The following is a 24,174-nucleotide window of genomic DNA, read 5'->3' as shown; positions in this document are numbered from 1 at the left end:
CTTCGCACTCTTTATGATACGTTTGGGTGACGGCTCACTTATTGGCGGGCGGCGCGGTGCGCTCGACCGCGCAGGCGGCGACCAGGAAATCGACGCCGTGCTTCTCGGCATACGCCAGGGCCTGTTGATGCAACGCCTTGCGGCCCGGATCGACGCGATACCCCGGAGGCAGATCGACCATGGAAATGCCCTCGAAGGGGAGTTCGCGGGCGTGCTCGCCAAAATGGATGCGCGGCGCGAGCTGCTCCAGGAATTGGCGGTAGAGATCCTTCGGGGCGGCCTGCACCGTTTTGTCGCCCTCGGCGAAGCGCACGATATCCGATCCGGCCCCCAGCACACCCAACAGGGTCAGGACGCCGGATTTCTCGCCCGGAAGCACGCGCCCCTCTTTCACCATGCGTTCGGCAAAGGCGGCATCCTCGCGGGCACGCGCGGCGGCTTCCTGCTCATCGAACTTGCGCACCCGTTCGGCAAAGGCCACCTCTTCCTCGCGCAACTTCTTCTCCTTCTCGGCATGATCGCTCTCGGGAGCGGGAGGGATGGGTGTTTTGTCTTGATCCGACATGCTGACAGACTCCTTGGTTGATGGTGATTCCGAAAACTCCACCGTGATCACCCCGTCACCCTGATCGGCAAACGCGGCATCACCCAGACCTTTCAGGGATGGGGGCTGGCCGCCGAGAAACCCGACATGTCTTAAATAGAAGATGCCGGGCACGGGATTGGTTGGGGCGTGCGGGGTGTAGAAAGCGGCGGACAGTTTTTTGTAGCGCCCGGCGTTGACCGCCTCGGCAAATTGCGGGTCCACCTGTCCGGGGGTCGCCAGCAGTTGCCCGTTCCGGACAACCAGACCTGTCACCCAACCCCAGGCGGGCGAATTGTTTTCGGGATGGCCGACCACCAGGGGCGCCTCGTGCAGCGCCGGGTTGTAAGCCTGGGCGGTGGCGATCAGATCGGCCTCGCCAAAGTGCAAGGTGGCGCCGGACTGATCGGTGTGGGTACCGGGACGAAAGATGAGCAGGTCACGCATGCGAGACACCGGATGGATTGGAGTTGCCAGAACTCACGGCGCCCAATGACGGCCCGTTGACCCTTGTCGTGCATGTCGAATCAACGGACCGGCCACCAAGGGCACCATGCCTGACATACAGTACGAGGGGTTTGGCGGGAATATCTTTTAAAGCGGATTGCAAACTTGCATGACGGGGGGAACACCTCGCCCCTCCAACCCTGAACCCCCCTTCGGGATCTCCAAGGTAAACGAGCGAAGAAGAGAGGGACGGCGGATCGGAAAGATTATCGAAAACCTGTTTTATAAAGCTTTATAAAACGGTTTGCAGCCGCTTTTTAGGCGAGGACGGGCATGGAGCCATGCCCGGCAAGAATATGGCCCTGAATGCCGTTATTTTCGCTATTCCCCGAAAGGAAGCGTTTTCTGGCGGCTGGCGATTCGCTCCTGGCGGATGCGGGCGATGATCTTGTAGACGCGTTGCACCGAGAGCTTGTATTTTTTTGCCAGACCGTTGATGCCCAGGGCGCGCTGCTCATCAAAAATCTGGAGGTCGCGTTTGGAGAGCTGGAACCGGGTGCCTTTGGCGATATAAATCGGCTGCCCGCCCCAGGATGCGGCGATCTCGTCGGCCAGGGCAAAGCCGATCTGCTCGGCGGCCTCGGCCTCCAGCCCGAAATCGGCAAGGAGCGCCTGGGTACGGTCGGCAAGATCACTCAAGATCTCGGGCATCTGATCGCGGCTCATGAGGTCACCCCTGGACGTGCCAACCATTTTTTCATGGACTCGATGAGCATGATCTTCTGCGGCACCGAACACCAGTTGAGCGTCTCGACACCCGTCATGCGCACCACATAAGCACGCAAAGCCTCCTCGGAGCTGTTGCGCAACTTGCCGGCATCTTTCAAAGAAAACCATAACGCGCGGATCTTGCCGGTCAAAGGATCCGGCTTGATAACCTGCTTGGCGCGCCCCTGAACCTGAAATCCAAAGGCGGTGAAGTGATCGATGACCTGGTGCATTTCCGCCTCGGTCATCACCTTGAGCGAATCCTTGCCCGTGGCCGCACTCAAGGCATCCCGATAGGCGGCTTCGTCCAGGTGCAGATCGCGCTTGGCCACATGGATCACGGCAATCAGGCGGCTCCTGTTGGATGGGTTCATCGATCAATCTCCTGTTGCTTGTGGCTGCTCATCAGGCCAGGGCACCACCCCTGACGACCGCCCCCAGTGGTGGGGCGGTTTCGCACATCACACCTCAATCCCGTACTCCTGCTTGCTCGCAGAGGTCACCGACTGGGGATTCATGCTTTTATCCGAATCATCGACGTTGCACCGCTCCAGCCGCAGATGCGGATAACCCGTCGGCTCCTCCTGATGCGCGCAATCATCTGGCACCGTTGGCGTCAGGTTCGCGCACTGCATGACAGGCTCATCAACGAAGGGACCCAGCTCACTGGCCAACCCGATGTCATCGTTGATACAGGCAAGATCCCGTTTCAGCTGCTTGAGATAACGGCGCGCATGTTTTTTATTCTTTTTTATCGTGCGCAACTCTTTCCGGGTCTCACGGATCAAAATCTTGACTTTGTTCTTTTTGGCTTTCCACTCACGGATCTCCTGGATCACCTGAACATGATTCTCCTCCACCTCTTTCGTCAGCGCCGCCGCATGTTCCGGGTTACTGTTTTGCTCATTCATGGTTTCACTCCTTTGGCTGATTGAGGGTAACTTGCTCACGCAACCTCTTCCTGCTTGGTTTCGTAATAAAAAAGATCCTTCTCCACCCGCGCCACATCGACCAGGACCAGGGCCTCGTCGCTCCATTGGGAAAGAACCTCCTTGTCCGGCTCCTGCTTGACGCGGATGGCGTTCTTGAAGGCCAGTTGGTTCAGTTTCTCCAGAACGTTGGCCCAGCTCTTTTTGGGTTTCAGCTCGGTGGAGCGGCGGAAACCGAGCACGCCGAAGAGCAATTCCAGGCTGCGTTTCCCCCGGAACAGGGCATCCTTGTTGTGGGTGGCAAAGAAGGCGACGCCGCTTTCCATCTCGGCCAGGCGTTTTTTCAAGGGGCCGACCAAAGCCTCGGTCCTGGTTTTGGCCGCGTCGATTTCGGCATTCAGGGCGATCTCGGCATCCTTGATCGACCGTTTGATGCCCGCGATCTCGCCGAGGATCTGATTGGCATGGTCCAGATCGCGGACCCATTGGATTTCCGGTTTGCTGCGCGTACTCATCGAGAGAACTCCTTACATGGGGTGGGGAAACAGCCGCGCCAGCCAGAACTGGGTGCGGGGATAGCCGGTCGCGGAACACTCACGCCGGGAAAAGCCGATCACCTGGTTGCGTTGCATGAGTCGGTCGAGAATCCGCTCGGCATGTGGCACGGTCCATTCGAGGGTGCGGGCGATCTCCGGAGCGGTCATCCCGGAGCGACGCCGCCCCATGACGACCACAACCCGGCGGGCATCGAGAACATTGGCAAGCCATTCGAATCCGATCATCTTTTTGATCCTCCCTTCAACGCGCTTCACGCAGGGCTTGACGCACCACGTCTGCCGTGACTTTGTTCGCACCGATGCCGGCGGCCAGATTCAAGGACGCCACCACCAGATTGTTGATGGCCAACGGAAACACGCGCGAGACCCCGCTCTTGGCGTCGGTCAGGATCTCCCGCATGGCGGCATAGGCACCGGGCTCGATCAGGTTGCCCGCCTCATGGCCGACCCGTTTGATCTTATGGGCCACATAGGCCTCCAGTGCGTCGCCGAGCGGCGGCAACTCGACGATATCGATGCGCTGCACCACCTCGCGCACCTCGGCGGAGCGTTCATTGAGCTTGGTCATCAACTCCGGCTGGCCGATCAGAACAATGCCCAACAGACGCGCAAATCCCTGGCGCAACTCGTTGAAACGCTTGAGGTGTTTCAAGGTGGTCTTGGAGAGTCCATGCGCCTCCTCAATCAGCAGGAGGTGTTTGAACCCGGCATCCGTGCTCCGGATCAACAGTTCGCGAATCTGCCGCGTCCGGGCCTCCAGGCCGCGTTTGGGGCGCACGGCAGGGTCGAGCGCGGTGAGGATCGCCTCGGTCAAGGCATCGGCGCGCACCACCCGCCCGGCGGCACTCGTCTCTTCGGAGCCCAGACACGACGGCTCGATGACGATCATCGACTGGCGTTCGCGCTGGATGCGGTCCAACAGATCCAGGCGCAAGGTGCTTTTGCCGCTGCCGGACTCACCGACCACGGCGAGAAAACCGCCATTCTTGGCCGCCTGGATCATCTCCTCGCGCACATAGTGGGCATCGGGGGTCAGGAACAGATCGTCGGCGGCGTTGATGTCGTTGTTGAACGGATCGCGAAAGAGTCTCAATCGCTTGCACGTCTCCGGATGCAGTCGTTGATGACGCAGATACACGGTCTCCTCCTTGTCGGGTTGGGGTGTGGGATGGTTTGAGGGTTGGGGTTGGGGTTGGGAGGCAAACAGCGCGGCCAGGGTCGGCTCGTCCGCGCCCCATTGGGTCAATTGGTCGCGGATGCGTCCGGCGCAGAGTGCGCCTTGCTTGACCGGCCAGCGGTGGTGGTTGATCAGTTGCGAGATGGCGGCATCGGAAATGTTGACCGCGCGCGCCAGATCGCGTTGTGTTCTGCCTCTGGATAAGAGAAATGCCGGCAAACCGTTCATGCATCACCTCCCACCGCCATCAGACGCGGAGCAGCTGTCCGTGAGAACTCCAGGCACAAGCCATCCAGGGCCGATTCCGGCACCCCCTCCGGATGGCGTGCCACCAGAACCTGGAACTCCTGCGCATCCAGGTTGCGCCCGAGACGCTCGCGCAGCCGGATGGCGGCGCTCACCGTGTCCAACGGCACGGCAACGGGCGGCAGAGCCAGCACCGCCAGCCGCTTTCCGGGCGTCTCGGCCACCGGCGAGAAGGCCGGCGCCGGCAGCAGATCGGCATAGGCATCGATCTTTCCAGCCATCACCGGCTGGTTGCGCTTGCGGCGCTTTTCCGCCTCAATCGGATCACTCACACCGTAAGCCGCCGCGTTCAACGCCTTGCGCGCCTTGTCGGCCAGGGTGTCGGGCATGGCCTTGTGCTCCTCGCCCAACATGGCCGCATGCTCGGCAAAACCGGCCTCGTTCCGGGCCACGGGTTGCACGGTGAACCAGGCCTCCGGCTCCAGATCCGGCACACGCACATCGATGGCCGGGGCGCGGTAGGGACTGACCCGCACCAGCAGCTTTTCATGCACCATCACGCCGGGCACGTGGCGCACGTCGTAGTCTTGGCGGCTCCACCCCTTGACCTTGTAAGAGAGGGTCAGATCATCGTCCACGCGACGCTTGACCGCCGTGCTGGTCATCAACTCCTTGAGCAGCTCCAGACCCGGCGCCGGGCGCATCTGCTCCGGGGTGATGGTGGACCAGAGATCGAACCGGCTCTGACCGTGGCGGGTGTGCACCATGGTCCGGTTGAAATCCAGGGACCAGCGACGGGCCAGCAGGTTGACATGCCCCAGACTGTTGACCGGTTCGTGCCGCAAGCGCCACTCGAACCCCTGTTCCACGATGCGCTGCATCACCTCCACCACCCCCTTGGCGCGCGAGTTGCCCGGCAGATGCACCAGGGGTTTCACATCCAGATTGCGCAACAGGTTCAAAAAGGCGTGGGACATGTTGGCCGAGCCGGGATCCATGCCCAACAAAAACGGCACACCGTGGAAAGGATCGCCGGGCCGGGCGCGGATGGCGTTCATGAACACCTCGGAGATGTTCTCCTGACTCTCGCCACCCAACCGGTATTCCAGGTAGAACGCGCCACTGTAGTGGTCCACCACCACATAGCGGTTCAAACGTTTCTTTTCGATCGCCTGGAAGTTGTGAGGCTTGTTCTTGTAGAACACCTCTTCGTTCATCGCCTCCAGGGTGTTGTCGCCTAAGTAGTAGAGCACGGAGAGCGAGGCATCCACGAACCAGGCGTGATTGGGATGGCGCGACTGCTGCGTGCCGTGCGGGGTGGGCGCGGCCAACTGACAAGGGTGCATCCCGAGATGCCGCAGCTGCCGGGAGATGGTGGTCACCGATACCGGCACCTCCATGCCGTTGGCGATGGCCACCCGTTTTGCATCCTTCATGGAGAGGAGTTGCTTGCCGGTGCCGCGCCGCGAGGCGTGCACCAGCCCGGCGATGGTAAACAGGCTGTTATCGTCCAGTGCGGTGCTGCCCTTGTCGGTGCGCGGCTTGCGGTCGCGACCCGGCACGTAATCCAGATCGTCCGCCAGCCAGCGAAACACCGTTTGCCGGGAACATCCGAGCTGCTCCGCTCCGGCATCGATGATCGCACCCTTCTCCCGCCATCCGGCACGCGCATGCTCGGTGGCCACGCGGTTGAGGATCTCCAGACGAACCATCTCGTTCAGCATGGCGCGACCTCCAACTTTTTTTGGCAACGCTGACGATACCGCTCCCCGGCATGCAACGCCTCCTGCTCGCTGACAAACAACCCGTCCGGCATGGTCTCGGCAGACAAGAGCCCGATCTCATCCAGATAGGGCGCCCAGCCAAGCCGAGATGCGAGGAATCCGCGCTCAAAACGGGCGGTGACACGGGCATGGGCAAAGCGGTTGAGCATGGCACGCTCCATGGCGATCACCCCAGCGCCTCGGGTTCGGAGCCGGCATCGGTGTCCATCCAGGGCGGATGTACCAGACGCTGGAAATCGACCGGCAAGTTGTGTTGCAACGCGATTTCGTGGATGTTCTGAAACAGCCAGGAGACGGTGCTCTCGACCGCGTGACGCATCGATTCGGATTCGCATGCGCCTTGCAGATCGGCGATGGTCTGGGAAAAATGGGCGATGCGCCCGAAGAGCGCCTCCGAGGCATAGCGCAACTTGCTCAACAGCGCCGCCTCTTTCTCCAGGCGCTGTCTCTCCTTGGCGTCCGGCGTGATGGCATCCCGTTTGGCAATTTCCTGTTGCAGCGTATCGATGGTCTGGTGACGGCTGGCCAACACCTGATCCTTGGCCTTGAGCGTGTTCTCCAGCTGCGTTTTGATCTGCGCCGCCGCCTCCTTATCGCGCTGATGGCGCGCGGCCATCTCTTGCAACAGATCCAGCACCTGCTCCCGATCCTCGGCCTGCATCGCCGTCTTGATCACCTCCTGGTCCGCCTCGGGCAGCGCCTTCAACGCCGCGTAGTCGCGCGACTTGAAACCGATCACCTCGGCGCGCTCGTACAGCTCGGAACCGAGCAGGTTGAGGTTCTGGGAGAGTTGTTGCACCCTACGAGCGGTTCTCCCGAGGAATACCTCGCAAAACTCCTCCAAATCCGAAACATGTTTCGTATTTCCATCACGGTCGATATATGGAAGACCTTTGTATTTCTTACTGTTCTTGATTCTCTCAAACGTCTGGGCAAGCGCTACATCCGAAACGTGTTTCGTAAATTCAAACGCCTCGATCCGCCCGATCTGCTTGATCACCTCATACGAATCCATGATCACCGCCTCGGCGCCGGCCAGTTCGTTGACGGCCTGGGCGAGCACGGGTAGATTGGGGGTCTGGAGCTCCGGGGTGGCCTCGACCGGGGTTGCGGGCGGGCGGCCACGGCGGGTGGGGGTGGTGTTCTGGCTCATGCGGGTTACTCCGTGATCGGGGTGGTGATGCGCGCCACGGAGCGATCCAGCCGGTCGCGCGCCTGGTTGATGTGGTCGAGGATGGTGGCCGCTGCCCGCGCCAGGCGATGCGAGGCCCGCACATGTCCGGTATCCGCCACGGATTCGATCAGCTCGTGCCGTTTCAACTCGTCGATGTAGCGGCTGACATTGCTCGCGCTCAGCCCGAGCGCCGCCGCGATGCGGTGCTGCGGCACGCCGTGCACGAAGTTCTGGACCAGGATGTAATTCAAGACGCTCAACGCCTTATCAACGCTTTGGATCGTGGCCATGGATGCACCTGGAATCGCAGGAGTTCGTTACGCCAAGGCCAGCCTGCCGGCCCATGCGGGCCAGACAGATGCCACACAAGATCTCATCCTCATCCACGTCGAACTCCCGCAGGAGCCGATCGGCCCACTGGTTGATCGACAAGGCGATGGTGGTGATTTTTGTGGCGCGAGTGCGATAGTGCTCCGGACGGCCCTGCAAGGCGGGGACTTTTGGTTCAGTGAATGGTTCATGCGTGGTCATGGTGGTTTCTCTTGGGGTTGAGAATGGATTAGGCGGCGACGGACTTCATGCCCAGGGCGACGGCGATCTGGTGGGCGCGTCCAAAATTGGCCTTAAGTTGTCCGTTGAGCACCCGATAAACCGCTTCAACCGGGAAGCCGTTCATACTGGCCCAGCTCTTGACGGTGAGTCCGCGTGCGCGGAAATTACGCTCTTTGATCTCCTTGAGATCCGGGTTGTCAGGCATGGCGTGTTCTCCGTTTTCTGGTGTTTATTGTGCGTGGTTTGTGCTGCTTTTGTGTTGGATAAATTATCCCGAACGGTAAAATTTTGTCAATAGGATTTTTACCATATGGTAGAAATTTTCGAACGTCTGCGATCGGAGCGAAAGCGACTGGGCTTTAATCAAACTGATTTTGCAGAGAAAGCGGGGGTTGGCCTTGGATCGCAAGTTCGGTACGAGTCCGGGGAACGATTGCCTGACGCTGGATATCTTGCAGCAATTGACACCATTGGTGCCGACGTGCAGTACATCCTGTCTGGCGTCAGATCAAACACGATAGTAAGGATGCCAAATCGTGAGTTGCTAGCGTGGTCGATTGCCGTAGTGGAAGAGGCTTTGATTGCGACCAAGCGAACAACCACTCCGGAAAAAAAGGCGAATATTATTTTGGCGGTGTATACCGCCTACCAGGACGATGCAGAGAAGCCTCGCGACAAGGATTTGATCATGCATCTGATACGTGCCGCATGAAGGGTATGGATATGGACGACACTACCAAAGACAATTTGGTTTACCTGTTTCAGACTGAGACCCAGCCAGAAGCCTCTCCAAAGCGACGACAGAAATCAATTGTGAGGCGGTTGCGCAAAATTCATCTCCTGTCTGTGGTCGGGGTAATACTGGTATTGATGGCTGGCGTAGGTTGGTGGAGGTATCAACAGTCGTTGCCGCTTACCGAAGAGCAACGCACCATCTTGTCCGCTTTGGTGAGCGAGGCAGAGAGAAAGTCTGGCGAGACCAGGAACAGACTTTGGGAAAAAACAAAGATATCCTTAAAAGTTCGGAGATTAGAAGATATACAACGAGGAGATTTTGAAAAGGCAAAAGAAATTCTCTTGATAGAATCAAGGTAAATATTCTTTCGCCCATCTTTGATCCGATAACTGATGGGGTCTAACCGCCTATGCGATGGACTGATTTGCTGTTTGATGCGGTTGATATCACAAAATCATACAGTATCAACTATCAAGAAGATTTGCGGTGGCTGTTTCGTCAGAAATTGCTTGATATCCTTGAATTAAACGGTGAACCAATTGTCAGAACACCTCTTCCAAAACTTGTAAAAACATCCAATTCCATTTTATTTCCAGGAAGACATTTAATATATCAGACTGGGGGGAAACTGCCTCCAGAAGAGATTGATGCTCAATTCTGCCTTAAATACGGATTTGATATCTATAGCGTAAAAGCTATCAATTACAGACATTTGCGCAAAGAGTTTCTAGAGCCGTTGGACTTTGTAAGTGACGGACCGTGCAGTATCGGAAATTTTGCTGTAGCTTTTGATCGTCCTCCTGTAGGATATGTTTCCGTCTTGCCTGGAGATGTAGCCGTCTGTGGCATGGCGGAAATTCCATATGGCAAGACTCGAAGTATTCAAGCATGGTTAGGTGTATGGTTTGTTCGCGAAAGAATTCAATGCGGTATCATTGAAAAATTAGAACAACTTCCATTTCTTCATAAAGATCGCTTTCAACGCAATCCAGAGAGCTTTTTTAGCTCGTTATATTATAGCAAGTTCATGCAATATAATGGAATTTCAGGAGAAAACGAACAAGAATTACGGCAAAGATTAGGTTTTAAACCGATTGGATCGATAGGCGTCAGTGAAGAAATAATGTACAGGTCTCTCTGTAATATCTTCGGAAAGGAGCACGCTACACGAAGATATCGAGGCAAAGAATTAGATGGGTTAGAAATTGATGTCTGGATACCAAGCAGGAAATTAGGATTTGAATATCAAGGTGAGCAGCATTTTAGACAGATCGATCACTGGCACGGAGATGAATGTTTTAAACATCAACGCGCCAGAGACGAAAAAAAGAAGCGTCTATGCAAGAAACTTGGTTATCGGATCATTCATCTGACACCAAAAGACGACCTCAGCAGGGAGGCAATCCTGCGAACTCTTAGAAATCTAGAGTGGATTGATCCAGAATTTGCTTCCAAAGACAACGAGGCAGGAGTAAACCTCTGACGCATGGCCCGTGATGCCCGCCGGCCACTGGCATCAGGGGCCAATCGTGAACGTAAGTATAACTGTAATAATATCCATGTTATGAATCGCGTCCGAAATCAGAGCAAATCCTGAATAACCCAATTATTATGAGGAACAATTTGAAATGCGCGAGAGTAAATCAAAGACGCTCCATTACAGGAAAGCGGTTCTTACGCAACGGGGTTACACCCTCCAATCGCTGCTTGAGAGATTGTTAAACGAATATCGATACGTGGAAGATCGATGGCAGGATATGGATGAGGAAGGGAAGAGCAAGCGTCTGATCAATCATCATTTAAGCGAGATTGGCATGGAGTTCGGAAATTTCCTGTCTTTTGAAAGTGGCGCCAACAGATTACTAATGACGGTCATGAACAGTGTCACGGCCATGGATGTTGGCCAGATTGCACCGACCTCTTCGGATGAAGGTTTAAGGCGTGAATTTTTGGATGCGATTCTGTATTATGGTATCCGTGGGAATCATGTCATTTTGTTGCAATCCTCCAGTTTGCAAGCGCGTCAGTTCGAGGATTATCTCAACTGGTGGTTACATCGCGCCAACATCAAAGAGTTGGTCCGCCTGCTGGATGAACCAGACCCGGACATTGCGCGCATCCTGAACGAGAAAAACGTCAAGAGCTTGAGATTGCGATCAGATATGCTCTCCGAATCGGTTGATATGGAGCATCGCAAGAGTGACAAGGAACAATTTTCTGTTCAGGGAAGAGGGTCAAGAATCATTGCTTCCGTGTTGGGGGTTGAGCGGTTGGCGACATTGGATCTGGAACGTGTGGGAGCGGACGATTTGGTTGTGGATGTTGTTGTTACCTATAACCGCTCAACAAGTTCAACCGGGCAAAATCTCCTGGACAAATTATCAAGAATGGTCAGCAGGATGGACGCGGAAGGGACGCAATTGATCGTTCCAGGAGTAGGCACAATTTCCGGAAACCAATTACGGCAGTCAAAAAGAATTTCGGTGGAGACTCGTAATGGTGAGATTGTGCAGAACGATCTGTTCCCGAAGATGCAACGGTGGCTTGAGGAACTGGTAGCCGGAGAAACGATCCATGGCTGAAAAATCAAGGCAATGGTTGAATTCATTCCTTGTCGTTGGAGTCTGGGGCGCGCTTTTTCCCTGGATATGGTTCAAATTTCTTGCGGGTCAGATCTTGCATTTAAATGACCTTGACCGACTTGCTGAATGGGTAAGATACGTGCCTGGGTTGCATTTTGCTGTTCTTGGCGTCATCTTTGCTCTTAATCCGCGCCTGCACGAATTGCGACAGATGGAACAATTGGATCGGGAGTTGCGGTTTGAATTGACAGAAATTGTTGAGCAACTATCTGGACGATTATTTAGGATGGCCATGGTAGTGGTTGTGTCTATTTTGGTGTGTCTGGCTGCTCCAATGTTCAAGGGAGACGACTTATTAAGGTTCGCTATGATCTTTGCGGCAGGGAGCACGGTATATTTTTCCTCGGCATTTCTGCTGGCACTCTTTGTTTTGTCGCAAGAATTGTCGCGCCAGAAAACAAGAATTTCAGACCATGACCGCGATAAAAGGGCTCAAATCGAGTTGATTAAGGCATTAAAGGAGGCCCGAGAGAAAGAATACAAACCTCTTGACGCCCTCGATAAATACAACGAATTCATACAGCCTCCCACCACACAGATTCATTGATCGTTTCCATCTGCTTTTCTAACCCACGTTAAAAGACCTCCCTCCATGCCGCCCCTATACTGGCGGCATGGACACTCAATCGATACTCTCCTCCCCTGCCTTCCACGACACCCAGCACCTTCAGCGTTTTTTGAAGGGGCTGGGTCACTACGCCGGCGCGCTGGACGGGCTCCTCGGACCCAAAACCCGCGCGGCGGCGGTGCGCTTCGAGTCGGTCTCGACCGGAATCGCCAACGCCTTCGGCAGCTTCGACGCCCGCAGCGAACGCGAGATCTTCACCCTGCACCCGGATGCACAACGCTTGTGCCGCGGTCTGTTGACCGCACTGCGCGCCAACGGTCTCGACGCGCGCGTCTTGTGCGGCATGCGCTCCTACGCCCAACAGAACGCCCTTTACAGTCAGGGGCGCACCAAGGCCGGCGCGGTGGTCACTCGCGCCACCGGCGGCAACTCGTTCCACAACTTCGGCGTGGCCTTCGATATTGGCCTCTTCTCCAGTGGCAAATACCTGCAAAACGCCGACCCTTATCTGGACGCCGCCAGAATCGGCAAGCACTGCGGTCTTGAGTGCGGCGCCTTCTGGCAGAGCTTTTCCGATCCTCCTCATTACCAACTGCTCTCGCTGCCACCTTTGTCCTTGATCCGCAAGCGGTTCGAGGCAGGGTTTCCGTTGTTCCAATCATCCACTCAAGGAGACAAGACATGAGCATTTTCGATCTCATCACCACGGTTGCCCCCCCGGTGATCGCCACCGCCTCGGCGATCGCGGCCATCACCCCGACCCCGCAGCAAGGCTCGACGCTCTGGTATGCCTACCGTCTGATCGATTTCCTGGCCTTGAACGTCAACAACGCCAAGGATCCGGGTGAGCCGCCGTGCCGCCGGTGATCGCGGAGACCGAGGGGAGCATGGAGTGGCTGCTCAAATGGTGGCCACTCCTGACCACGCTGGTCTCCGGCGTGGTCGGCTGGGGGTACTGGTCGCTCAAACAGCGCATGGTGCCGCGTGAGGAGTTCGTCACGGCCATCGACGAACTCCGCGCCGCCGATGTCGCCATCGAGGAGCGGATCGTCTCGGTCGAAACCACCCTCCACCACCTGCCGACTCGAGATGATCTGAAAAAGGTTGATGTGCGCATTTCGGATCTGTCCGGCGTCCTGAACAACCGCATTTCCGATCTGTCTGGCGTGATGCATGACCGGATATCGAATGTGTCAGGCGATATCCGCGCCATGACCGAAAAGGTCAACGGCCTGCACGATGTCTTGAATCGCATGGACCGGCAGCTCGGGCTGCTGCTGGAACACCACATGAGGAGCGGGAGCGATGGGTAAATCGTTTGATCTGCGCATGTCCGAGACGCGCCGGATGTTCATTCTGCAAGCCCTGAAAGCGGCTGCGGATTATCGGGCCGGGACGCCGATCATCGGTGAGTTTCTGCTCACCATGGGTTTCGGATGCCCGCACGTTGCCCTGCGTGCCGAACTCGAATGGCTGCGCGATGAACGGTTGGTCACGCTCGACGACATCGATGAACTGCTGATCGCGCGTCTCACCCAGGCCGGGTTGGATGTTGCCAACGGCCTGCAACAGATCCCCGGCGTGCGCCGGATGGATCCTTAAGGAGGGTGCCGTGCCTGCTCGTGGCAAGGTTGCGGCACTTCCGGGTCATGTCCGGATGTGGCTGGATGAGGTGCTCCAGGCCGAGAACTACTCCGGCTATGCCGTTCTGGAGCAGGAGATGCGCACGCGCGGATACGAGATCAGCAAATCCGCACTGCATCGCCACGGACAGGATTTGCGGAAGAAACTGGAGGCCATGCGCGCGGCCACCGAATGGGCCAAGGAGTTTGTCGCCCAGAACGGTGATCAAGAGGGGGTGCTCAACGAGGCCACCCTGGCATCACTGCAAGCCGACGCCTTCCGCCTGATGTTGAATCTGCGCGACAGCGACGAAACCACGGATCCGGAAAAACGGGCGCGGATTCTGGCCAGCGTGGCCAACTCCATGGCCAATGTGGCGCGGTCGTCGGTGATACAGAAACGGTGGCGCGCCACGGTCTCGGCGCCGAACCTGGAAGAGGCGCAAAAAATTCTCGACCGGCTGATGACGTTCGTTCAGGAGCGATTTCCAGGACATGCTCCGGCGATTCTGGAGGTTCTGGAGCCGTTCGGTGCGGTGTTGGCCAAGGAGTATCCGGCATGAAACGCGGCTCTCCGGATCGTTTCCTCACCGATCATGCCCGAAGCGTCGCCGAATGGCGCGCACGCATCCAGACGGATGTGGAGGGTTTCGACGCAGACGCGGCAGACAGTTCGGCGCGTCGGCAACGGGCCAGCTCGGATCTGGAGTTCTTTGCGCGCACCTATTTTCCCCACTACATCCGCATGCCGAACAGCCGCATGCACGACTGGCTCTATCGCCAGCTGCCGGAGGCGCTCGACGCCCGGGACGGCTGCAGGCTGGTCCTCGCCGCACCACGCGGCGAGGCAAAATCCACCATCGCCTGCAAGATCCTGACGTTGTGGGCGGTCCTGACCGGACGCAAGCACTATGTCTGTCTGGTGGCCGATGTCGCGGATCAGGCCATCGCCCTGCTGGATGCGATCAAGGCGGAACTGGAGGTCAACCCGCGTCTGACGCGCGACTGGTCAGACGAAACCGGCATCGGCAAGGTGTGGCAGACCGGGGTGATCCTGACCCGCAACAACCGCAAGATCCAGGCATTTGGCAGTGGAAAACGGATGCGCGGCCTGTCTCACGGGCCAAACCGTCCGGATCTGGTCATTTGCGACGACCTTGAAAACGATGAAAACGTTCGCTCACCAGAGCAACGCGACAAGCTTGAAAACTGGCTGCGTCAAACAGTGCTTTACCTCGGCGCGGCGGACGGCTCCATGGATCTGATCATCATCGGCACCGTGCTGCATTATGACTCGGTGCTCTCCCGGTTGCGGCAGAATCCTCTGTGGCGCTCCGAGCTGTTCCGGTCGGTGATCACCTGGCCCCAGCGCATGGAGCTCTGGGACCAGTGGGAAGCGCTCCTTCTCAACGAGGGGACGGCGGCAGCCCAGGCGTTTTACGACGCGCGCGCTACATCCATGCAAGAGGGCGCCGAGGTCTCCTGGCCCCAGGCGCGGCCTTTGTACGCCTTGATGGTGCGACGGGCGACGGACGGTCACAAAGCGTTCGACTCCGAACAGCAGAATGATCCGGTCTCCGGGGAAGAAAACCCGTTCTCCGGCAAGGGGGTGTTGCAGTTCTGGAACACACCGGATCCGGAGTGGGTGTTCTTCGGCGCCTGCGATCCCTCCCTGGGTCTGCACGGCGCCGGTCGGGATCCGTGCGCCATCCTGGTGGGTGGCGTGAACCGTCGCCAAGGGAGTCTGATGGTGATCGAGGCGCGTATCGCCCGCATGGTGCCGGATCGAATCATCGAGGAGATCATCGCGTTGCAGGCGCGCTACGGCTGCGTGCTATGGGTGATCGAAGCCGTGCAGTTCCAGATGATGCTCTACGCCGAGTTGATCAAACGGTCGAATCAGCGCGGCATTCCGGTGCCCGCCATGCCGGTCAAACCGCACACCGACAAGATGCTGCGCATCGAATCCCTGCAACCCTACATCGCACGCGGCCAAATTTTATTTCACCCGTCCCAAACCACGCTGTTGGAGCAGTTGCGTCACTTCCCAAAGGCCGATCACGACGACGGACCGGATGCGCTGCATATGTTGTGGGAGGCTGCCTGGAAGGGGAGCGTCCCGATTGAATTTCGGGCTGCCGGACCGCGCGCCACGGCGGATATGCCGCCTTCGGTTGAGCTGGACGGGGTGGGTTTTGGCGCCGTCGGCGGACGCATCGACACGTGGGGGTATGTCTGATCATGAGCGACACGAAACGGCCTGTCATCCAGGATCAACGCCCGGAACTCGATGCGATCGCCACCATTCAGAATGGCCGGGACATCACACGCGGCTATGTCGATTTCCTGCCGATCCTCACCTCCCAGGACACGATTCTGCGCGCCAAGGGTGCGTCGAATCTGGCCATCTATGACGAGGTGTTGCGTGATGACATGGTGCAATCGGCCTTCGCGCAACGGCGGCTGGCTCTCACCAGCACCGAATGGCGCGTGGAGCCGGGCGGTACGGCGGCGCTGGATCGCAAAGCAGCGGACTCCTTGAAAGAGATCCTCCTGGCGATCGATCTGGACGGCGTGACCGACAAAATGCTGTTCGGGGTGTTCTACGGCTTTGCCGTGGGCGAATGCATCTGGGAGGTCGCGGACAACCAGGTGATTCTCAAAGCGATCAAGGTTCGCAAGCAGCGCCGTTTCGGTTTCGCTCCGGATGGTTCGCTGCGTCTGCTTACCTCCCAAAACCCCACCGGAGAACCGGTTCCGGAACGCAAATTCTGGCACTTCCGCCAGGGCGCGGACAATGACGACGAGCCCTACGGCCTCGGTTTGGCCCACTGGCTTTACTGGCCCACTTGGTTCAAACGCAACGGCGTGCGCGCCTGGATGAGTTTTCTCGACAAGTTCGCGCAACCCACCGTGATCGGCGAATACTCTGCCGCAGCCTCGGACGAGGACAAGCGCCGTCTGCTCCAAAGCATCTCCTCGCTGCAAAGCCAGTCCGGCATCATCATCCCCCAGGGTATGATGGTGCGCCTACTGGAGATGGAAAAAAGTGGCGGGCGCGGCGATTACGCAGGGTTGACCGCGTTGATGAACAATGCGATTGCCCGGATCATCACCACCCAGACCATGACTCTGGAGGACGGCTCCTCGCTCTCCCAGGCTGAGGTTCACGAACGGATGCTGAATCGGGTGGTGCGCTCCGATGGCAACATGATCGCCTCATCGTTCAATCAAAGCGTGGCGAGTTGGTTGACCGAATGGAATTACCCTGGTGCCAGACCGCCTCGACTCGTTTTCATGACGGACGAACACGAGGATCTGAATCGGCGCGCCGAACGCGAAAAAATCCTGACCGAAATCACCCCTTATCGCCCAACCCGCAAGCATCTGGAAGAGGTGTTCGGCGGTGATTGGGAAGAGAAACCCACCCAAAAAGCGGAGAGCGATACCATTCCGCCTTCCCCTGCGAGCGGACACCAGTTCGCGGAGCTGGATCATCCTGCCGGTCAACAGGCCGTGGATGCGTTCGATTTCGGTACGCAACTCCAGGATGCGGCGGCAGCGCTGCTCAAACCGTTACTGGAACGCCTGCAAAACGGTCTGACCCCGGAAGAGTTGATGATTCAGCTGGGGGAGCTGTATCCGGAGATGGATTATCGCGGGCTGATGGCCCTGTTGGATCAGGTGATGACGGCAGGAATGGCGTGGGGGCGTAGCGATGTCGGCGCCGAATAATCAGCCGCTCTCATTCGTGCTCCCGTTACCCTTCGACGAGGCCATCCAGGCCGTAACCGGAAAAGGCAACAGGATCACCTGGAGCTGGCGCGACATGACCAGTCAGGAACACGCCCTGGAATTCACGGTCGCCAAGGCCATGAGCCTCGACATCCTGGCCGATATTCGCACTGCCCTGGAGCGCGCCATCAAGGAGGGCCGCACCGAACGTCTCTTTGCCAAGGATCTGGAAGGGATACTCAAGGCCAAGGGTTGGTGGGGCCAACAAGAGATGATCGGCCCGGACGGAAAACCACATATCGTGCAACTCGGCAGCCCGAGACGGCTGGAGACCATCTTTCGGACCAATCTGCAAACCGCCTACATGAGGGGCCGCCACCAGCAGATGATCGCCAACGCGGATGATCGCCCTTATTGGCAATACGTGGCGGTGATGGACTCGCGCACCCGTGCCGCCCATCGCGCACTGCACGGCAAGGTGTTCCGCTTTGACGATCCGGTCTGGGGACACATCTATCCGCCCAACGGGTTTCGGTGTCGCTGCCGGGTGCGGGCACTGTCCGGATTAAGACTCGATCGGGAAGGGTTGCAGGTCGAGGACTCCAGAAAATACCTGACTCGCCTGCCGGTATCTGATGACCCTCTGGCGCCAACCGTGGCATTGCGCCTGCCCGGCATGAACGAGCCGTTCATTCCCGACCCCGGCTTTGATTACAACCCCGGCAAAAGCCTGGCAGCGTGGGACAAGAACGCCTTGAAGCCGGATTGTCCGGGCGGATTCTCCTTTGCGGAGCGGCATCCGGGAAACTGCATCCGGATTCTGCCCGGTCAAAAAAACTGGCGCGACTACGGACGCCCGGATCTGCGCGATGTCGGGGATGGTTTCCGCCTGCCTGCCCCCCAATTATTGACTAAAGGCGCAGATACGACCGAGGCGTTGGCAATCCTGAAGTCTACCCTCAAGGTGGGCGACGGCCAACCCATGAGGGTGATCAACACACCTGTCGATCCGGTGGTGATTCGCGCCGAATGGTTGCCTCATCTGGTGGCCAAACGCGATCAGACGCGAGAGCGCTACGCTCAATACATCGTCCCCACGCTGGAAAATCCATTTGAAGTCTGGTTGACCGCTTATGAGGACGGTTACAGGCGGAGGTTCATTGGACTATTCCGAGATCAGAGAGACCTGCTATCCGTGGTCCGGGAGAATCGCGACGGCAGCGTGCTGTGGAACATCATCCGCATGAAAGATACGGAACTCAATAAGCAGCGAACCGGAGAGTTGATCTGGAAGAAATGATCGGGGGTTAGGTGCGCCCGGTAGGCGCGGGGGCCACCGGCACAAGGAGTCAGAGTTATCGTTCCCGCTCACGACTCTGAAACCCGCCCCGATCAAGAATGAATATAGCCGTTTCCATGAACCTTTGAAAGCAAAAAGGAGAGCCGCCATGCTTGCCCTGAATGAACAAACCCCAGAACACGATGATCTGCCTGAATCCCTGCAAGAGATCGCCGATGCGATCGGTCGTGAGGGAGCCATGCATCTGGTCGAAAACTGCGGAGGAACGCGGGTTTTTGTGCCTCGCAAAATGCGCGTGCAGCATAAACTGGTGACGCTGCTGGGATTCGAGCAGGCGCGCAAGCTGTCACAGTACTTCGGTGGCGAAACCTTGACTGTGGTGCGTAACGCGCAACTGCTGCGTCGGGAACGCAATCGCGAAATCATTCGCCGCTATGATGCAGGCACCGGAGTGCGCCAATTGGCGCTCGACAACAACCTGACCGAGCGGCAGATTTACGCCATTTTGAGTTCCATGCCGTGAGTGACGACCTGATCCGGGTGGTGATCGATGACGCCCAAGTCAAATCGGCGTTGGACCGGTTGCTTGGTCGCAGCACAGATATGTCCGCGCCATTCCGACAGATCGCCGGCGTTATGGGATTCGCGGTGGAGGAAAATTTCGCCCAGGAAGGACGCCCTCCATGGATACCATGGGCGCCGTCAACGGCGAACAGAAGATCCGGAGGCAAGATTCTTCAGGACACCGGCAGACTGGCCGCATCGATCACCACCGCCTCGGATGCCTTGTCGGCCACCATGGGGACGAATACGGCCTATGCCGCGATTCACCAGTTTGGCGGACAGGCAGGGCGCAACCGGGCCGTGACCATTCCGGCACGTCCATTCCTGGCCCTGGCTGCCGACGACACGGAGGAGATCATGGATATTCTCGGGAGATACATCGGTGATTTTGGGTAAAGATGGTCTCATGAAGACGTTAATCGGATATTGAACATGTTGCTTACCTGTCCATCATGCGGTTGTCAGGCATCTGCCGAACTATGGAAAATTGATGAGGATTACCGTGAAATATTAGCGATTCATGCCTCCTTGCCTGCTGAAATCCGGGAAGAGGCGTGGCGCTATCTCTCTTTGTTCAGGCCGGCAAAATCGCGACTGTCATGGTCACAAGTCAAACGTCGTTTGAATGCGTTGCGCGTCCTGATCTCTTCCGGCGACGTAACCCATGATCACCGACCGTGCCGCATCTGTCCGCCATCTGTCTGGGCCGCCGCCATGGCCCAGATGCAAGATCGACGCGACAAGATATCGCGCCCACTGACCAATCATAACTATTTGATTATAGTGGCTTACGATCTTGCAGGTCAGCAGGAAAGCAATGTCACCACCAATCCGGTCATGGTTGAATCGCCAAAAGGTGGAATACCACCATCAAGAGCTATGGCAGCCGTGGACAGACTCATGGAGTTCGGGCGTGGCGGAAGGGCGTGATTTGTCATGGCTGCGCGAAGAAATTGCCCTTGGACTATCCAAATGCGTACTTTTGCGCCTTCCTGGATATCCTGCGGCTGATGTCATTGAATTTGTTGCTGAGGTCTGGCTGGAAGCGATATTGAGTGCACCGATCTACTGGACTGAGAATCTGGATCGCCTCCGGATCAGACAGGCGTTTATTGCGCTCACGCGCGTGCACTATCAGTGGCCGACCCCCGCCATCTTGTTGGATCATCTCCCCCCGAGAGCAGCCGTCATGTCGCTGCCCGAGCCACCCATGTCGGAGGAGCAGTTGGCCAAAAATCTCGAAATGATCCGCAAGTTGCGCCAAGACCTTGAATCAAACCTCGGGATGGATCAGAAAAAGCCCTACGGCAACCCCCCTTGACAAGACGGGACACTGCGGTCTACAAAAAATCATCCGTCACGTCCTAGCCTTGAAATTTGCCGATTCCATCCGTTGCATCATGCGCAACGCCTTTGCACGCCGGTCCCGTTTCTTCCCGGATTTTCCCGACTCTTCCCGGAATTTATCGTGCATTTTCTCGGTCATTTATCACGTTCCGGATCAGCAAAAAACGCGAAACGTTCCCGCAGCCAAGGCTGCGCGCAGCGTTTTTTCGCAAAAAACGCGAAAAAACGCTTTTTTGTAGAGCGCGCCAAAAGCAAAAGCAAAAACAAGATCAAAGTCAGAAGACAAAATCAAAGTCAAAAAACAAGATCAAAGTCAAAAGCAACACCTCGGAGACTCCGTCTCCGAACCTCTGCCGGGGGCCTTCGGCCCCCCGTCCCCCACAACAATTTCAACCCTTGCTTGCCTACCCGCCTACCCACCTGCCCTCCCCCTACCGCTCCCCCAACGCAGCATGCATGGCATTGAAAAGAGGTGAAAACAGATACTCCAAGATCGAACGATGGCCAGTCAAAATCGATACCTGCAAAATCATCCCAGGCACCAACCGATAACTCTGCCCCCGACTGACAAACGAAGCACTCTCGATCTTCACCCGCACCTTGTAGAAAGGATTGCCCTCCTTGATCACGAAGGTGTCCGGACTCACATTCACCACCTGCCCGTTCAACTCGCCAAACCGGGCGGCATCCGAAGAGATCAACCGGATCTTGGCCGGCTGCCCAACCGAAACATACCCGATATCGTGAATCGGCAACTTGGCCTCGATCACCAACTCATCCCCCTCGGGCACGATCTCCAGAATCGTCTCGCCAGCCCGAATCACCCCACCCAACGTGGCCACATTCAAACTCTTGACCACCCCCTGCACCGGAGATTTGACCTGAGTACGCCGAAAACTGTCCTCGAACTTGCCCAGACGAGCCTGATGCTCGATCAAATCACGCCGCGCAGTCTCAAGCTGCTTGCTCACCTCCTCGTCATAACGACTGCGCACCAGCTTCAATTGGGCATTGGCCTCCTTCAACATCGCCTCAGCCCGCGCCACCGCAGAAGTGTCCTCCTCGATGCGACTCTGCACCGAACTCAACTCCTTCAACAAATCCAGATGACCATATCGGCTGGAAATGTCGTTCTTCAACAACTTCTCACTGATATCCACCTGCTCCTTCAAGAGTCCGGAACGCTTCTGGGCGTTGCGCAACCGCGCCTGAATCTCCTGAATGTCGTGCTGACGCTGCACCACGCTCTCGGACTGTCCGGTGATGGCATTCTTGAGGTTCACACGCCTCGACTGAAACTGCTCCTTCACCTGCCGCACCCGCTGCTCGCCAAACTCACGGATCTGCTCGGACGTAAACTGCAACTCATCCTTCCCCGCCGCCTCGGCCTCCAGTCGGATGATCTCCACCTGCAACGCGGTGACTCGCGCCTTCAACTCACCCACATCCGCTCCCGAGGCGGTCGATTCCAACTCCAGCAAGGGTTGATCGCGCTGCACCACCTGCCCCTCGCGCACCAGGATCTCACGCACGATCCCCCCTTCCAGATGCTGCACCTTCTTGACCAGCGACGAAGGAACCACCTCTCCCTGGGTGATGCTGATGATGTCCAACGTGCCATGATGACCCCAGGCCAACAGAATCGCGATCACCACGAAAACCGCCCACAAAAACCGCCTCGAGGCCCGCGCGGAGTCGATATCCAGCTCCCCGAAGGGCGGAACCGGGTTCTCCACGACGCTCATGCCGGCCCCCCGATCCGTGCCGGACGCGCCTCGGCCTTGCGCACCATGGGCGTCGGCTTGACGTTGAGATCCACCACCACATCCGCCACTTGGGCGGCATTGAAATCATGGGAAGCCATCACCACCGCCCGCCCCTCGGCGATCCAACCCTTGATCAACTCAAGCATCAACTTGCGCCCCTCACCGTCCATCCCCTCCAACGGCTCGTCAAGCAACACCAACCGCCCATCCACCGCCATGGCACGCGCCAGGGCGATGCGCCGCCGGATGCCGGGCGCGAGTTTCTGCCCGGCTTCGGTCAACGGACGATCCAACCCCTGATCGCTTTCGTTCAGAAAACGCCGCAACCCCACCCGATCGACCAGCCCTTGCAGATGGTTGTCGTCCAGATCAGGCCGCACGGTGAGCAGATTCTCCCGCAGACTCGCCTCCAGAAACAACGGCTCCTGAGGCAAACAAGTCAAACGCGCATGCCACCAGTCGGGTTGCAGTTGCGCCAGATTCATCCCATCCACCAGAATCTTGCCACGATTGGGCTCCAAGGCACCGGACAACAGACGCAACAACGTGGTCTTGCCGCTGCCGTTGTCCCCAACCACGGCCACCAGCTTTCCCGGCTCGATCGCCAACGAAAGCGCCTCGAACAACACCCCTTTGCTGCCCGGCCAGGCAAAGCCGACACTCTGCAACTCGACATGGCCGGAAAAGGTTTGTGGCATCACCCCCTCCCCCTTCTCCAACGGGAGCTTGCCGAACTGAGCGAGCATCTCCAACCCCTGACGCGCCTTGGCCAACTGCGGGGCCAGTTGCGCGTTGCGCAGCAACGGGGCGATGGCACGACCGGCCAGAATGTTGGCGCCGATGATCAGACCGGTATCCATCTGACCCAGAATCGCCAGCTTGGCCCCCACCCCGATCACCGCCACCCCCATCAATGCACCGATCCCCTGGGTGACCGATTGCAATCCTTCCTGCCGGTCGATGAGACGGGTCTGCTCCAGATGCAGCTTGACGGTCTGCTCCCACCAGCTTTTGCGCAACAAAACGCCGGCGTTGAAAATGCGCACCGTTTCGGCGGCAGACAGGGTGGCGGCGGAGAGCGCCGCATGCCGGGCCGACAGTTGGGTGACCTCCTGGGTCGGTTTGTTGAGGCGATGCTGGGAGACAAGCGTCAGGAGATAGACGACAAGCAGAAAAAAGGCCGCGATTGCGGCGATCCATGGATGGATCAGCAACAGCGCGGCGATGAACAACAACGCATACGGCATGTCCAACAACGCCACGATGGTGGCCGGAGTGTAGCTCTTTTGCACCGTGGCCAGGTGTCCCAACAACTCGCGTTGACCGGCGGTGGGCAATCTCATCAGTTCAGCAAGCCGCACACCGATGAGATTGTTGAAAAAACCAGCAGCCACCCGACCCATGGGCGGATTGGTGACCCGGTTGGCCAGATCGCGACGCAAACGCCGCAATCCCCCTTCCATCAAAATCGCCAGCACCGCGCCCACAGTCAGGGTGATCAGGGTGGCATCCACCCCGCTGGCCACATAGCGGTTGAGCACCTGGATCACATAGAGCGACGAAGCCAACCCCAGCAGGTTGATCAACAGCGAAGCGGCCAAAAGCTCGATGGCCAGCACCGGTCGCAGCCACAAAAAACGCATCAACTCCTTCATGACATCAAAGTCCGCACCGGCA

32 protein-coding genes and 1 other RNA gene are annotated in these 24,174 nt (G+C 57.8%); 17 read left to right on the top strand and 16 right to left on the bottom strand.

Features of this window, described 5'->3' with window-relative positions:
- Positions 1–34: 34 nt before the first annotated feature.
- From ACOY6C_RS05370 to ACOY6C_RS05305, 14 genes are all read right to left on the bottom strand, one after another.
- Positions 35–1,030, bottom strand: coding sequence for a peptidase (locus ACOY6C_RS05370; RefSeq protein ID WP_420904466.1), 996 nt, complete (start codon positions 1,028–1,030; stop codon positions 35–37).
- Between the two features lie 381 nt (positions 1,031–1,411).
- A complete protein-coding gene (locus ACOY6C_RS05365; RefSeq protein WP_420904465.1) occupies positions 1,412–1,756 on the bottom strand; it encodes a Mor transcription activator family protein in 345 nt (114 codons plus the stop codon).
- On the bottom strand, positions 1,753–2,172 hold the full coding sequence (locus tag ACOY6C_RS05360) for a gp16 family protein (protein WP_420904464.1): 420 nt from the start codon (positions 2,170–2,172) through the stop codon (positions 1,753–1,755). The genes ACOY6C_RS05365 and ACOY6C_RS05360 overlap by 4 nt, the downstream gene beginning before the upstream one ends.
- 18 nt (positions 2,173–2,190) lie before the next feature.
- An RNA gene (locus ACOY6C_RS05355) (hammerhead ribozyme type II) lies at positions 2,191–2,258 on the bottom strand.
- A gap of 1 nt (position 2,259) precedes the next feature.
- Positions 2,260–2,709, bottom strand: a complete 450-nt coding sequence (locus tag ACOY6C_RS05350) for a hypothetical protein (protein WP_420904463.1) — start codon at positions 2,707–2,709, stop codon at positions 2,260–2,262.
- A 35-nt stretch (positions 2,710–2,744) separates the two neighbouring features.
- A complete protein-coding gene (locus tag ACOY6C_RS05345; protein WP_420904462.1) occupies positions 2,745–3,242 on the bottom strand; it encodes a host-nuclease inhibitor Gam family protein in 498 nt (165 codons plus the stop codon).
- Between the two features lie 12 nt (positions 3,243–3,254).
- Positions 3,255–3,509: a hypothetical protein gene (locus ACOY6C_RS05340; RefSeq protein ID WP_420904461.1), complete on the bottom strand. Its 255-nt coding sequence runs from the start codon at positions 3,507–3,509 to the stop codon at positions 3,255–3,257.
- A 16-nt stretch (positions 3,510–3,525) separates the two neighbouring features.
- Complete coding sequence (locus ACOY6C_RS05335; RefSeq protein WP_420904460.1) at positions 3,526–4,689, bottom strand: ExeA family protein; 1,164 nt, start codon at positions 4,687–4,689, stop codon at positions 3,526–3,528.
- Positions 4,686–6,431, bottom strand: coding sequence for a transposase (locus tag ACOY6C_RS05330; protein WP_420904459.1), 1,746 nt, complete (start codon positions 6,429–6,431; stop codon positions 4,686–4,688). Before ACOY6C_RS05330 ends, ACOY6C_RS05335 begins: the two co-directional genes overlap by 4 nt.
- Positions 6,425–6,652, bottom strand: coding sequence for a hypothetical protein (locus tag ACOY6C_RS05325; RefSeq protein WP_420904458.1), 228 nt, complete (start codon positions 6,650–6,652; stop codon positions 6,425–6,427). The genes ACOY6C_RS05330 and ACOY6C_RS05325 overlap by 7 nt, the downstream gene beginning before the upstream one ends.
- 5 nt (positions 6,653–6,657) lie before the next feature.
- Positions 6,658–7,644, bottom strand: a complete 987-nt coding sequence (locus tag ACOY6C_RS05320) for a hypothetical protein (protein WP_420904457.1) — start codon at positions 7,642–7,644, stop codon at positions 6,658–6,660.
- Between the two features lie 5 nt (positions 7,645–7,649).
- A complete protein-coding gene (locus ACOY6C_RS05315; protein WP_420904456.1) occupies positions 7,650–7,955 on the bottom strand; it encodes a helix-turn-helix domain-containing protein in 306 nt (101 codons plus the stop codon).
- Positions 7,933–8,196: a hypothetical protein gene (locus ACOY6C_RS05310; RefSeq protein ID WP_420904455.1), complete on the bottom strand. Its 264-nt coding sequence runs from the start codon at positions 8,194–8,196 to the stop codon at positions 7,933–7,935. The genes ACOY6C_RS05315 and ACOY6C_RS05310 overlap by 23 nt, the downstream gene beginning before the upstream one ends.
- A 28-nt stretch (positions 8,197–8,224) precedes the next feature.
- Entirely contained in the window at positions 8,225–8,422 is a 198-nt protein-coding gene (locus ACOY6C_RS05305) for a DNA-binding protein (RefSeq protein ID WP_420904454.1), read from the bottom strand.
- A gap of 105 nt (positions 8,423–8,527) precedes the next feature.
- Here ACOY6C_RS05305 and ACOY6C_RS05300 point away from each other — a divergent pair, with 105 nt between their 5' ends.
- The 17 genes from ACOY6C_RS05300 (at position 8,528) to ACOY6C_RS05220 (ending at position 20,705) form a co-directional block, all read left to right on the top strand.
- Positions 8,528–8,929 carry a helix-turn-helix domain-containing protein gene (locus tag ACOY6C_RS05300; RefSeq protein ID WP_420904453.1) on the top strand — a complete coding sequence of 134 codons (402 nt, stop codon included), beginning with the start codon at positions 8,528–8,530 and terminating at the stop codon, positions 8,927–8,929.
- Between the two features lie 11 nt (positions 8,930–8,940).
- Positions 8,941–9,312: a hypothetical protein gene (locus tag ACOY6C_RS05295; protein ID WP_420904452.1), complete on the top strand. Its 372-nt coding sequence runs from the start codon at positions 8,941–8,943 to the stop codon at positions 9,310–9,312.
- Between the two features lie 65 nt (positions 9,313–9,377).
- Positions 9,378–10,436 carry a PDDEXK family nuclease gene (locus ACOY6C_RS05290; protein ID WP_420904451.1) on the top strand — a complete coding sequence of 353 codons (1,059 nt, stop codon included), beginning with the start codon at positions 9,378–9,380 and terminating at the stop codon, positions 10,434–10,436.
- A 145-nt stretch (positions 10,437–10,581) separates the two neighbouring features.
- Positions 10,582–11,535: a hypothetical protein gene (locus tag ACOY6C_RS05285; protein ID WP_420904450.1), complete on the top strand. Its 954-nt coding sequence runs from the start codon at positions 10,582–10,584 to the stop codon at positions 11,533–11,535.
- Positions 11,528–12,142, top strand: coding sequence for a hypothetical protein (locus ACOY6C_RS05280; protein ID WP_420904449.1), 615 nt, complete (start codon positions 11,528–11,530; stop codon positions 12,140–12,142). The genes ACOY6C_RS05285 and ACOY6C_RS05280 overlap by 8 nt, the downstream gene beginning before the upstream one ends.
- A gap of 67 nt (positions 12,143–12,209) precedes the next feature.
- Positions 12,210–12,848: a D-alanyl-D-alanine carboxypeptidase family protein gene (locus ACOY6C_RS05275; RefSeq protein WP_420904448.1), complete on the top strand. Its 639-nt coding sequence runs from the start codon at positions 12,210–12,212 to the stop codon at positions 12,846–12,848.
- Positions 12,845–13,030, top strand: coding sequence for a hypothetical protein (locus ACOY6C_RS05270; RefSeq protein ID WP_420904447.1), 186 nt, complete (start codon positions 12,845–12,847; stop codon positions 13,028–13,030). The genes ACOY6C_RS05275 and ACOY6C_RS05270 overlap by 4 nt, the downstream gene beginning before the upstream one ends.
- Positions 13,018–13,476, top strand: coding sequence for a DUF2730 family protein (locus tag ACOY6C_RS05265; RefSeq protein WP_420904446.1), 459 nt, complete (start codon positions 13,018–13,020; stop codon positions 13,474–13,476). Before ACOY6C_RS05270 ends, ACOY6C_RS05265 begins: the two co-directional genes overlap by 13 nt.
- Positions 13,469–13,765 (top strand): VpaChn25_0724 family phage protein, encoded by a 297-nt coding sequence (locus tag ACOY6C_RS05260; protein ID WP_420904445.1) that lies wholly within the window; start codon positions 13,469–13,471, stop codon positions 13,763–13,765. The genes ACOY6C_RS05265 and ACOY6C_RS05260 overlap by 8 nt, the downstream gene beginning before the upstream one ends.
- Before the next feature lie 10 nt (positions 13,766–13,775).
- Positions 13,776–14,348, top strand: a complete 573-nt coding sequence (locus ACOY6C_RS05255; RefSeq protein WP_420904444.1) for a DUF1804 family protein — start codon at positions 13,776–13,778, stop codon at positions 14,346–14,348.
- Complete coding sequence (terL, locus tag ACOY6C_RS05250; RefSeq protein ID WP_420904443.1) at positions 14,345–16,024, top strand: phage terminase large subunit; 1,680 nt, start codon at positions 14,345–14,347, stop codon at positions 16,022–16,024. Before ACOY6C_RS05255 ends, terL begins: the two co-directional genes overlap by 4 nt.
- 2 nt (positions 16,025–16,026) lie before the next feature.
- Entirely contained in the window at positions 16,027–17,520 is a 1,494-nt protein-coding gene (locus ACOY6C_RS05245) for a DUF935 domain-containing protein (RefSeq protein WP_420904442.1), read from the top strand.
- Complete coding sequence (locus ACOY6C_RS05240; RefSeq protein WP_420904441.1) at positions 17,504–18,820, top strand: phage minor head protein; 1,317 nt, start codon at positions 17,504–17,506, stop codon at positions 18,818–18,820. The genes ACOY6C_RS05245 and ACOY6C_RS05240 overlap by 17 nt, the downstream gene beginning before the upstream one ends.
- A 148-nt stretch (positions 18,821–18,968) precedes the next feature.
- Positions 18,969–19,343 carry a Mor transcription activator family protein gene (locus tag ACOY6C_RS05235; protein ID WP_420904440.1) on the top strand — a complete coding sequence of 125 codons (375 nt, stop codon included), beginning with the start codon at positions 18,969–18,971 and terminating at the stop codon, positions 19,341–19,343.
- Entirely contained in the window at positions 19,340–19,780 is a 441-nt protein-coding gene (locus tag ACOY6C_RS05230) for a phage virion morphogenesis protein (RefSeq protein WP_420904439.1), read from the top strand. Before ACOY6C_RS05235 ends, ACOY6C_RS05230 begins: the two co-directional genes overlap by 4 nt.
- 36 nt (positions 19,781–19,816) lie before the next feature.
- On the top strand, positions 19,817–20,314 hold the full coding sequence (locus tag ACOY6C_RS05225) for a hypothetical protein (RefSeq protein ID WP_420904438.1): 498 nt from the start codon (positions 19,817–19,819) through the stop codon (positions 20,312–20,314).
- Positions 20,298–20,705, top strand: coding sequence for a hypothetical protein (locus ACOY6C_RS05220; RefSeq protein WP_420904437.1), 408 nt, complete (start codon positions 20,298–20,300; stop codon positions 20,703–20,705). Before ACOY6C_RS05225 ends, ACOY6C_RS05220 begins: the two co-directional genes overlap by 17 nt.
- A gap of 457 nt (positions 20,706–21,162) precedes the next feature.
- Here ACOY6C_RS05220 and ACOY6C_RS05215 read toward each other — a convergent pair whose 3' ends face one another.
- Together ACOY6C_RS05215 and ACOY6C_RS05210 are read right to left on the bottom strand one after the other, a co-directional pair.
- Positions 21,163–22,476, bottom strand: a complete 1,314-nt coding sequence (locus ACOY6C_RS05215; RefSeq protein ID WP_420904436.1) for an HlyD family type I secretion periplasmic adaptor subunit — start codon at positions 22,474–22,476, stop codon at positions 21,163–21,165.
- Entirely contained in the window at positions 22,473–24,152 is a 1,680-nt protein-coding gene (locus ACOY6C_RS05210) for an ATP-binding cassette domain-containing protein (protein WP_420904435.1), read from the bottom strand. Before ACOY6C_RS05210 ends, ACOY6C_RS05215 begins: the two co-directional genes overlap by 4 nt.
- Positions 24,153–24,174: the final 22 nt, after the last annotated feature.

Source organism: Candidatus Magnetaquiglobus chichijimensis (assembly GCF_045865675.1).
Classification (GTDB): Bacteria; Pseudomonadota; Magnetococcia; order Magnetococcales; family Magnetaquicoccaceae; genus Magnetaquiglobus; species Magnetaquiglobus chichijimensis.
The sequence above is the reverse complement of the archived record's forward strand: the minus strand, read 5'-3'. Positions and strand labels throughout refer to the sequence as shown.

What these genes read in the sequence shown, in the direction of transcription:
- ACOY6C_RS05370 (WP_420904466.1), bottom strand. Translation starts at nt 1,030, where the DNA reads ATGCGTGACCTGCTCATCTTTCGTCCCGGTACCCACACCGATCAGTCC.
- ACOY6C_RS05365 (WP_420904465.1), bottom strand. Translation starts at nt 1,756, where the DNA reads ATGAGCCGCGATCAGATGCCCGAGATCTTGAGTGATCTTGCCGACCGT.
- ACOY6C_RS05360 (WP_420904464.1), bottom strand. Translation starts at nt 2,172, where the DNA reads ATGAACCCATCCAACAGGAGCCGCCTGATTGCCGTGATCCATGTGGCC.
- ACOY6C_RS05350 (WP_420904463.1), bottom strand. Translation starts at nt 2,709, where the DNA reads ATGAATGAGCAAAACAGTAACCCGGAACATGCGGCGGCGCTGACGAAA.
- ACOY6C_RS05345 (WP_420904462.1), bottom strand. Translation starts at nt 3,242, where the DNA reads ATGAGTACGCGCAGCAAACCGGAAATCCAATGGGTCCGCGATCTGGAC.
- ACOY6C_RS05340 (WP_420904461.1), bottom strand. Translation starts at nt 3,509, where the DNA reads ATGATCGGATTCGAATGGCTTGCCAATGTTCTCGATGCCCGCCGGGTT.
- ACOY6C_RS05335 (WP_420904460.1), bottom strand. Translation starts at nt 4,689, where the DNA reads ATGAACGGTTTGCCGGCATTTCTCTTATCCAGAGGCAGAACACAACGC.
- ACOY6C_RS05330 (WP_420904459.1), bottom strand. Translation starts at nt 6,431, where the DNA reads ATGCTGAACGAGATGGTTCGTCTGGAGATCCTCAACCGCGTGGCCACC.
- ACOY6C_RS05325 (WP_420904458.1), bottom strand. Translation starts at nt 6,652, where the DNA reads ATGGAGCGTGCCATGCTCAACCGCTTTGCCCATGCCCGTGTCACCGCC.
- ACOY6C_RS05320 (WP_420904457.1), bottom strand. Translation starts at nt 7,644, where the DNA reads ATGAGCCAGAACACCACCCCCACCCGCCGTGGCCGCCCGCCCGCAACC.
- ACOY6C_RS05315 (WP_420904456.1), bottom strand. Translation starts at nt 7,955, where the DNA reads ATGGCCACGATCCAAAGCGTTGATAAGGCGTTGAGCGTCTTGAATTAC.
- ACOY6C_RS05310 (WP_420904455.1), bottom strand. Translation starts at nt 8,196, where the DNA reads ATGACCACGCATGAACCATTCACTGAACCAAAAGTCCCCGCCTTGCAG.
- ACOY6C_RS05305 (WP_420904454.1), bottom strand. Translation starts at nt 8,422, where the DNA reads ATGCCTGACAACCCGGATCTCAAGGAGATCAAAGAGCGTAATTTCCGC.
- ACOY6C_RS05300 (WP_420904453.1), top strand. Translation starts at nt 8,528, where the DNA reads ATGGTAGAAATTTTCGAACGTCTGCGATCGGAGCGAAAGCGACTGGGC.
- ACOY6C_RS05295 (WP_420904452.1), top strand. Translation starts at nt 8,941, where the DNA reads ATGGACGACACTACCAAAGACAATTTGGTTTACCTGTTTCAGACTGAG.
- ACOY6C_RS05285 (WP_420904450.1), top strand. Translation starts at nt 10,582, where the DNA reads ATGCGCGAGAGTAAATCAAAGACGCTCCATTACAGGAAAGCGGTTCTT.
- ACOY6C_RS05280 (WP_420904449.1), top strand. Translation starts at nt 11,528, where the DNA reads ATGGCTGAAAAATCAAGGCAATGGTTGAATTCATTCCTTGTCGTTGGA.
- ACOY6C_RS05275 (WP_420904448.1), top strand. Translation starts at nt 12,210, where the DNA reads ATGGACACTCAATCGATACTCTCCTCCCCTGCCTTCCACGACACCCAG.
- ACOY6C_RS05270 (WP_420904447.1), top strand. Translation starts at nt 12,845, where the DNA reads ATGAGCATTTTCGATCTCATCACCACGGTTGCCCCCCCGGTGATCGCC.
- ACOY6C_RS05260 (WP_420904445.1), top strand. Translation starts at nt 13,469, where the DNA reads ATGGGTAAATCGTTTGATCTGCGCATGTCCGAGACGCGCCGGATGTTC.
- terL (WP_420904443.1), top strand. Translation starts at nt 14,345, where the DNA reads ATGAAACGCGGCTCTCCGGATCGTTTCCTCACCGATCATGCCCGAAGC.
- ACOY6C_RS05245 (WP_420904442.1), top strand. Translation starts at nt 16,027, where the DNA reads ATGAGCGACACGAAACGGCCTGTCATCCAGGATCAACGCCCGGAACTC.
- ACOY6C_RS05240 (WP_420904441.1), top strand. Translation starts at nt 17,504, where the DNA reads ATGTCGGCGCCGAATAATCAGCCGCTCTCATTCGTGCTCCCGTTACCC.
- ACOY6C_RS05235 (WP_420904440.1), top strand. Translation starts at nt 18,969, where the DNA reads ATGCTTGCCCTGAATGAACAAACCCCAGAACACGATGATCTGCCTGAA.
- ACOY6C_RS05225 (WP_420904438.1), top strand. Translation starts at nt 19,817, where the DNA reads ATGTTGCTTACCTGTCCATCATGCGGTTGTCAGGCATCTGCCGAACTA.
- ACOY6C_RS05215 (WP_420904436.1), bottom strand. Translation starts at nt 22,476, where the DNA reads ATGAGCGTCGTGGAGAACCCGGTTCCGCCCTTCGGGGAGCTGGATATC.
- ACOY6C_RS05210 (WP_420904435.1), bottom strand. Translation starts at nt 24,152, where the DNA reads ATGAAGGAGTTGATGCGTTTTTTGTGGCTGCGACCGGTGCTGGCCATC.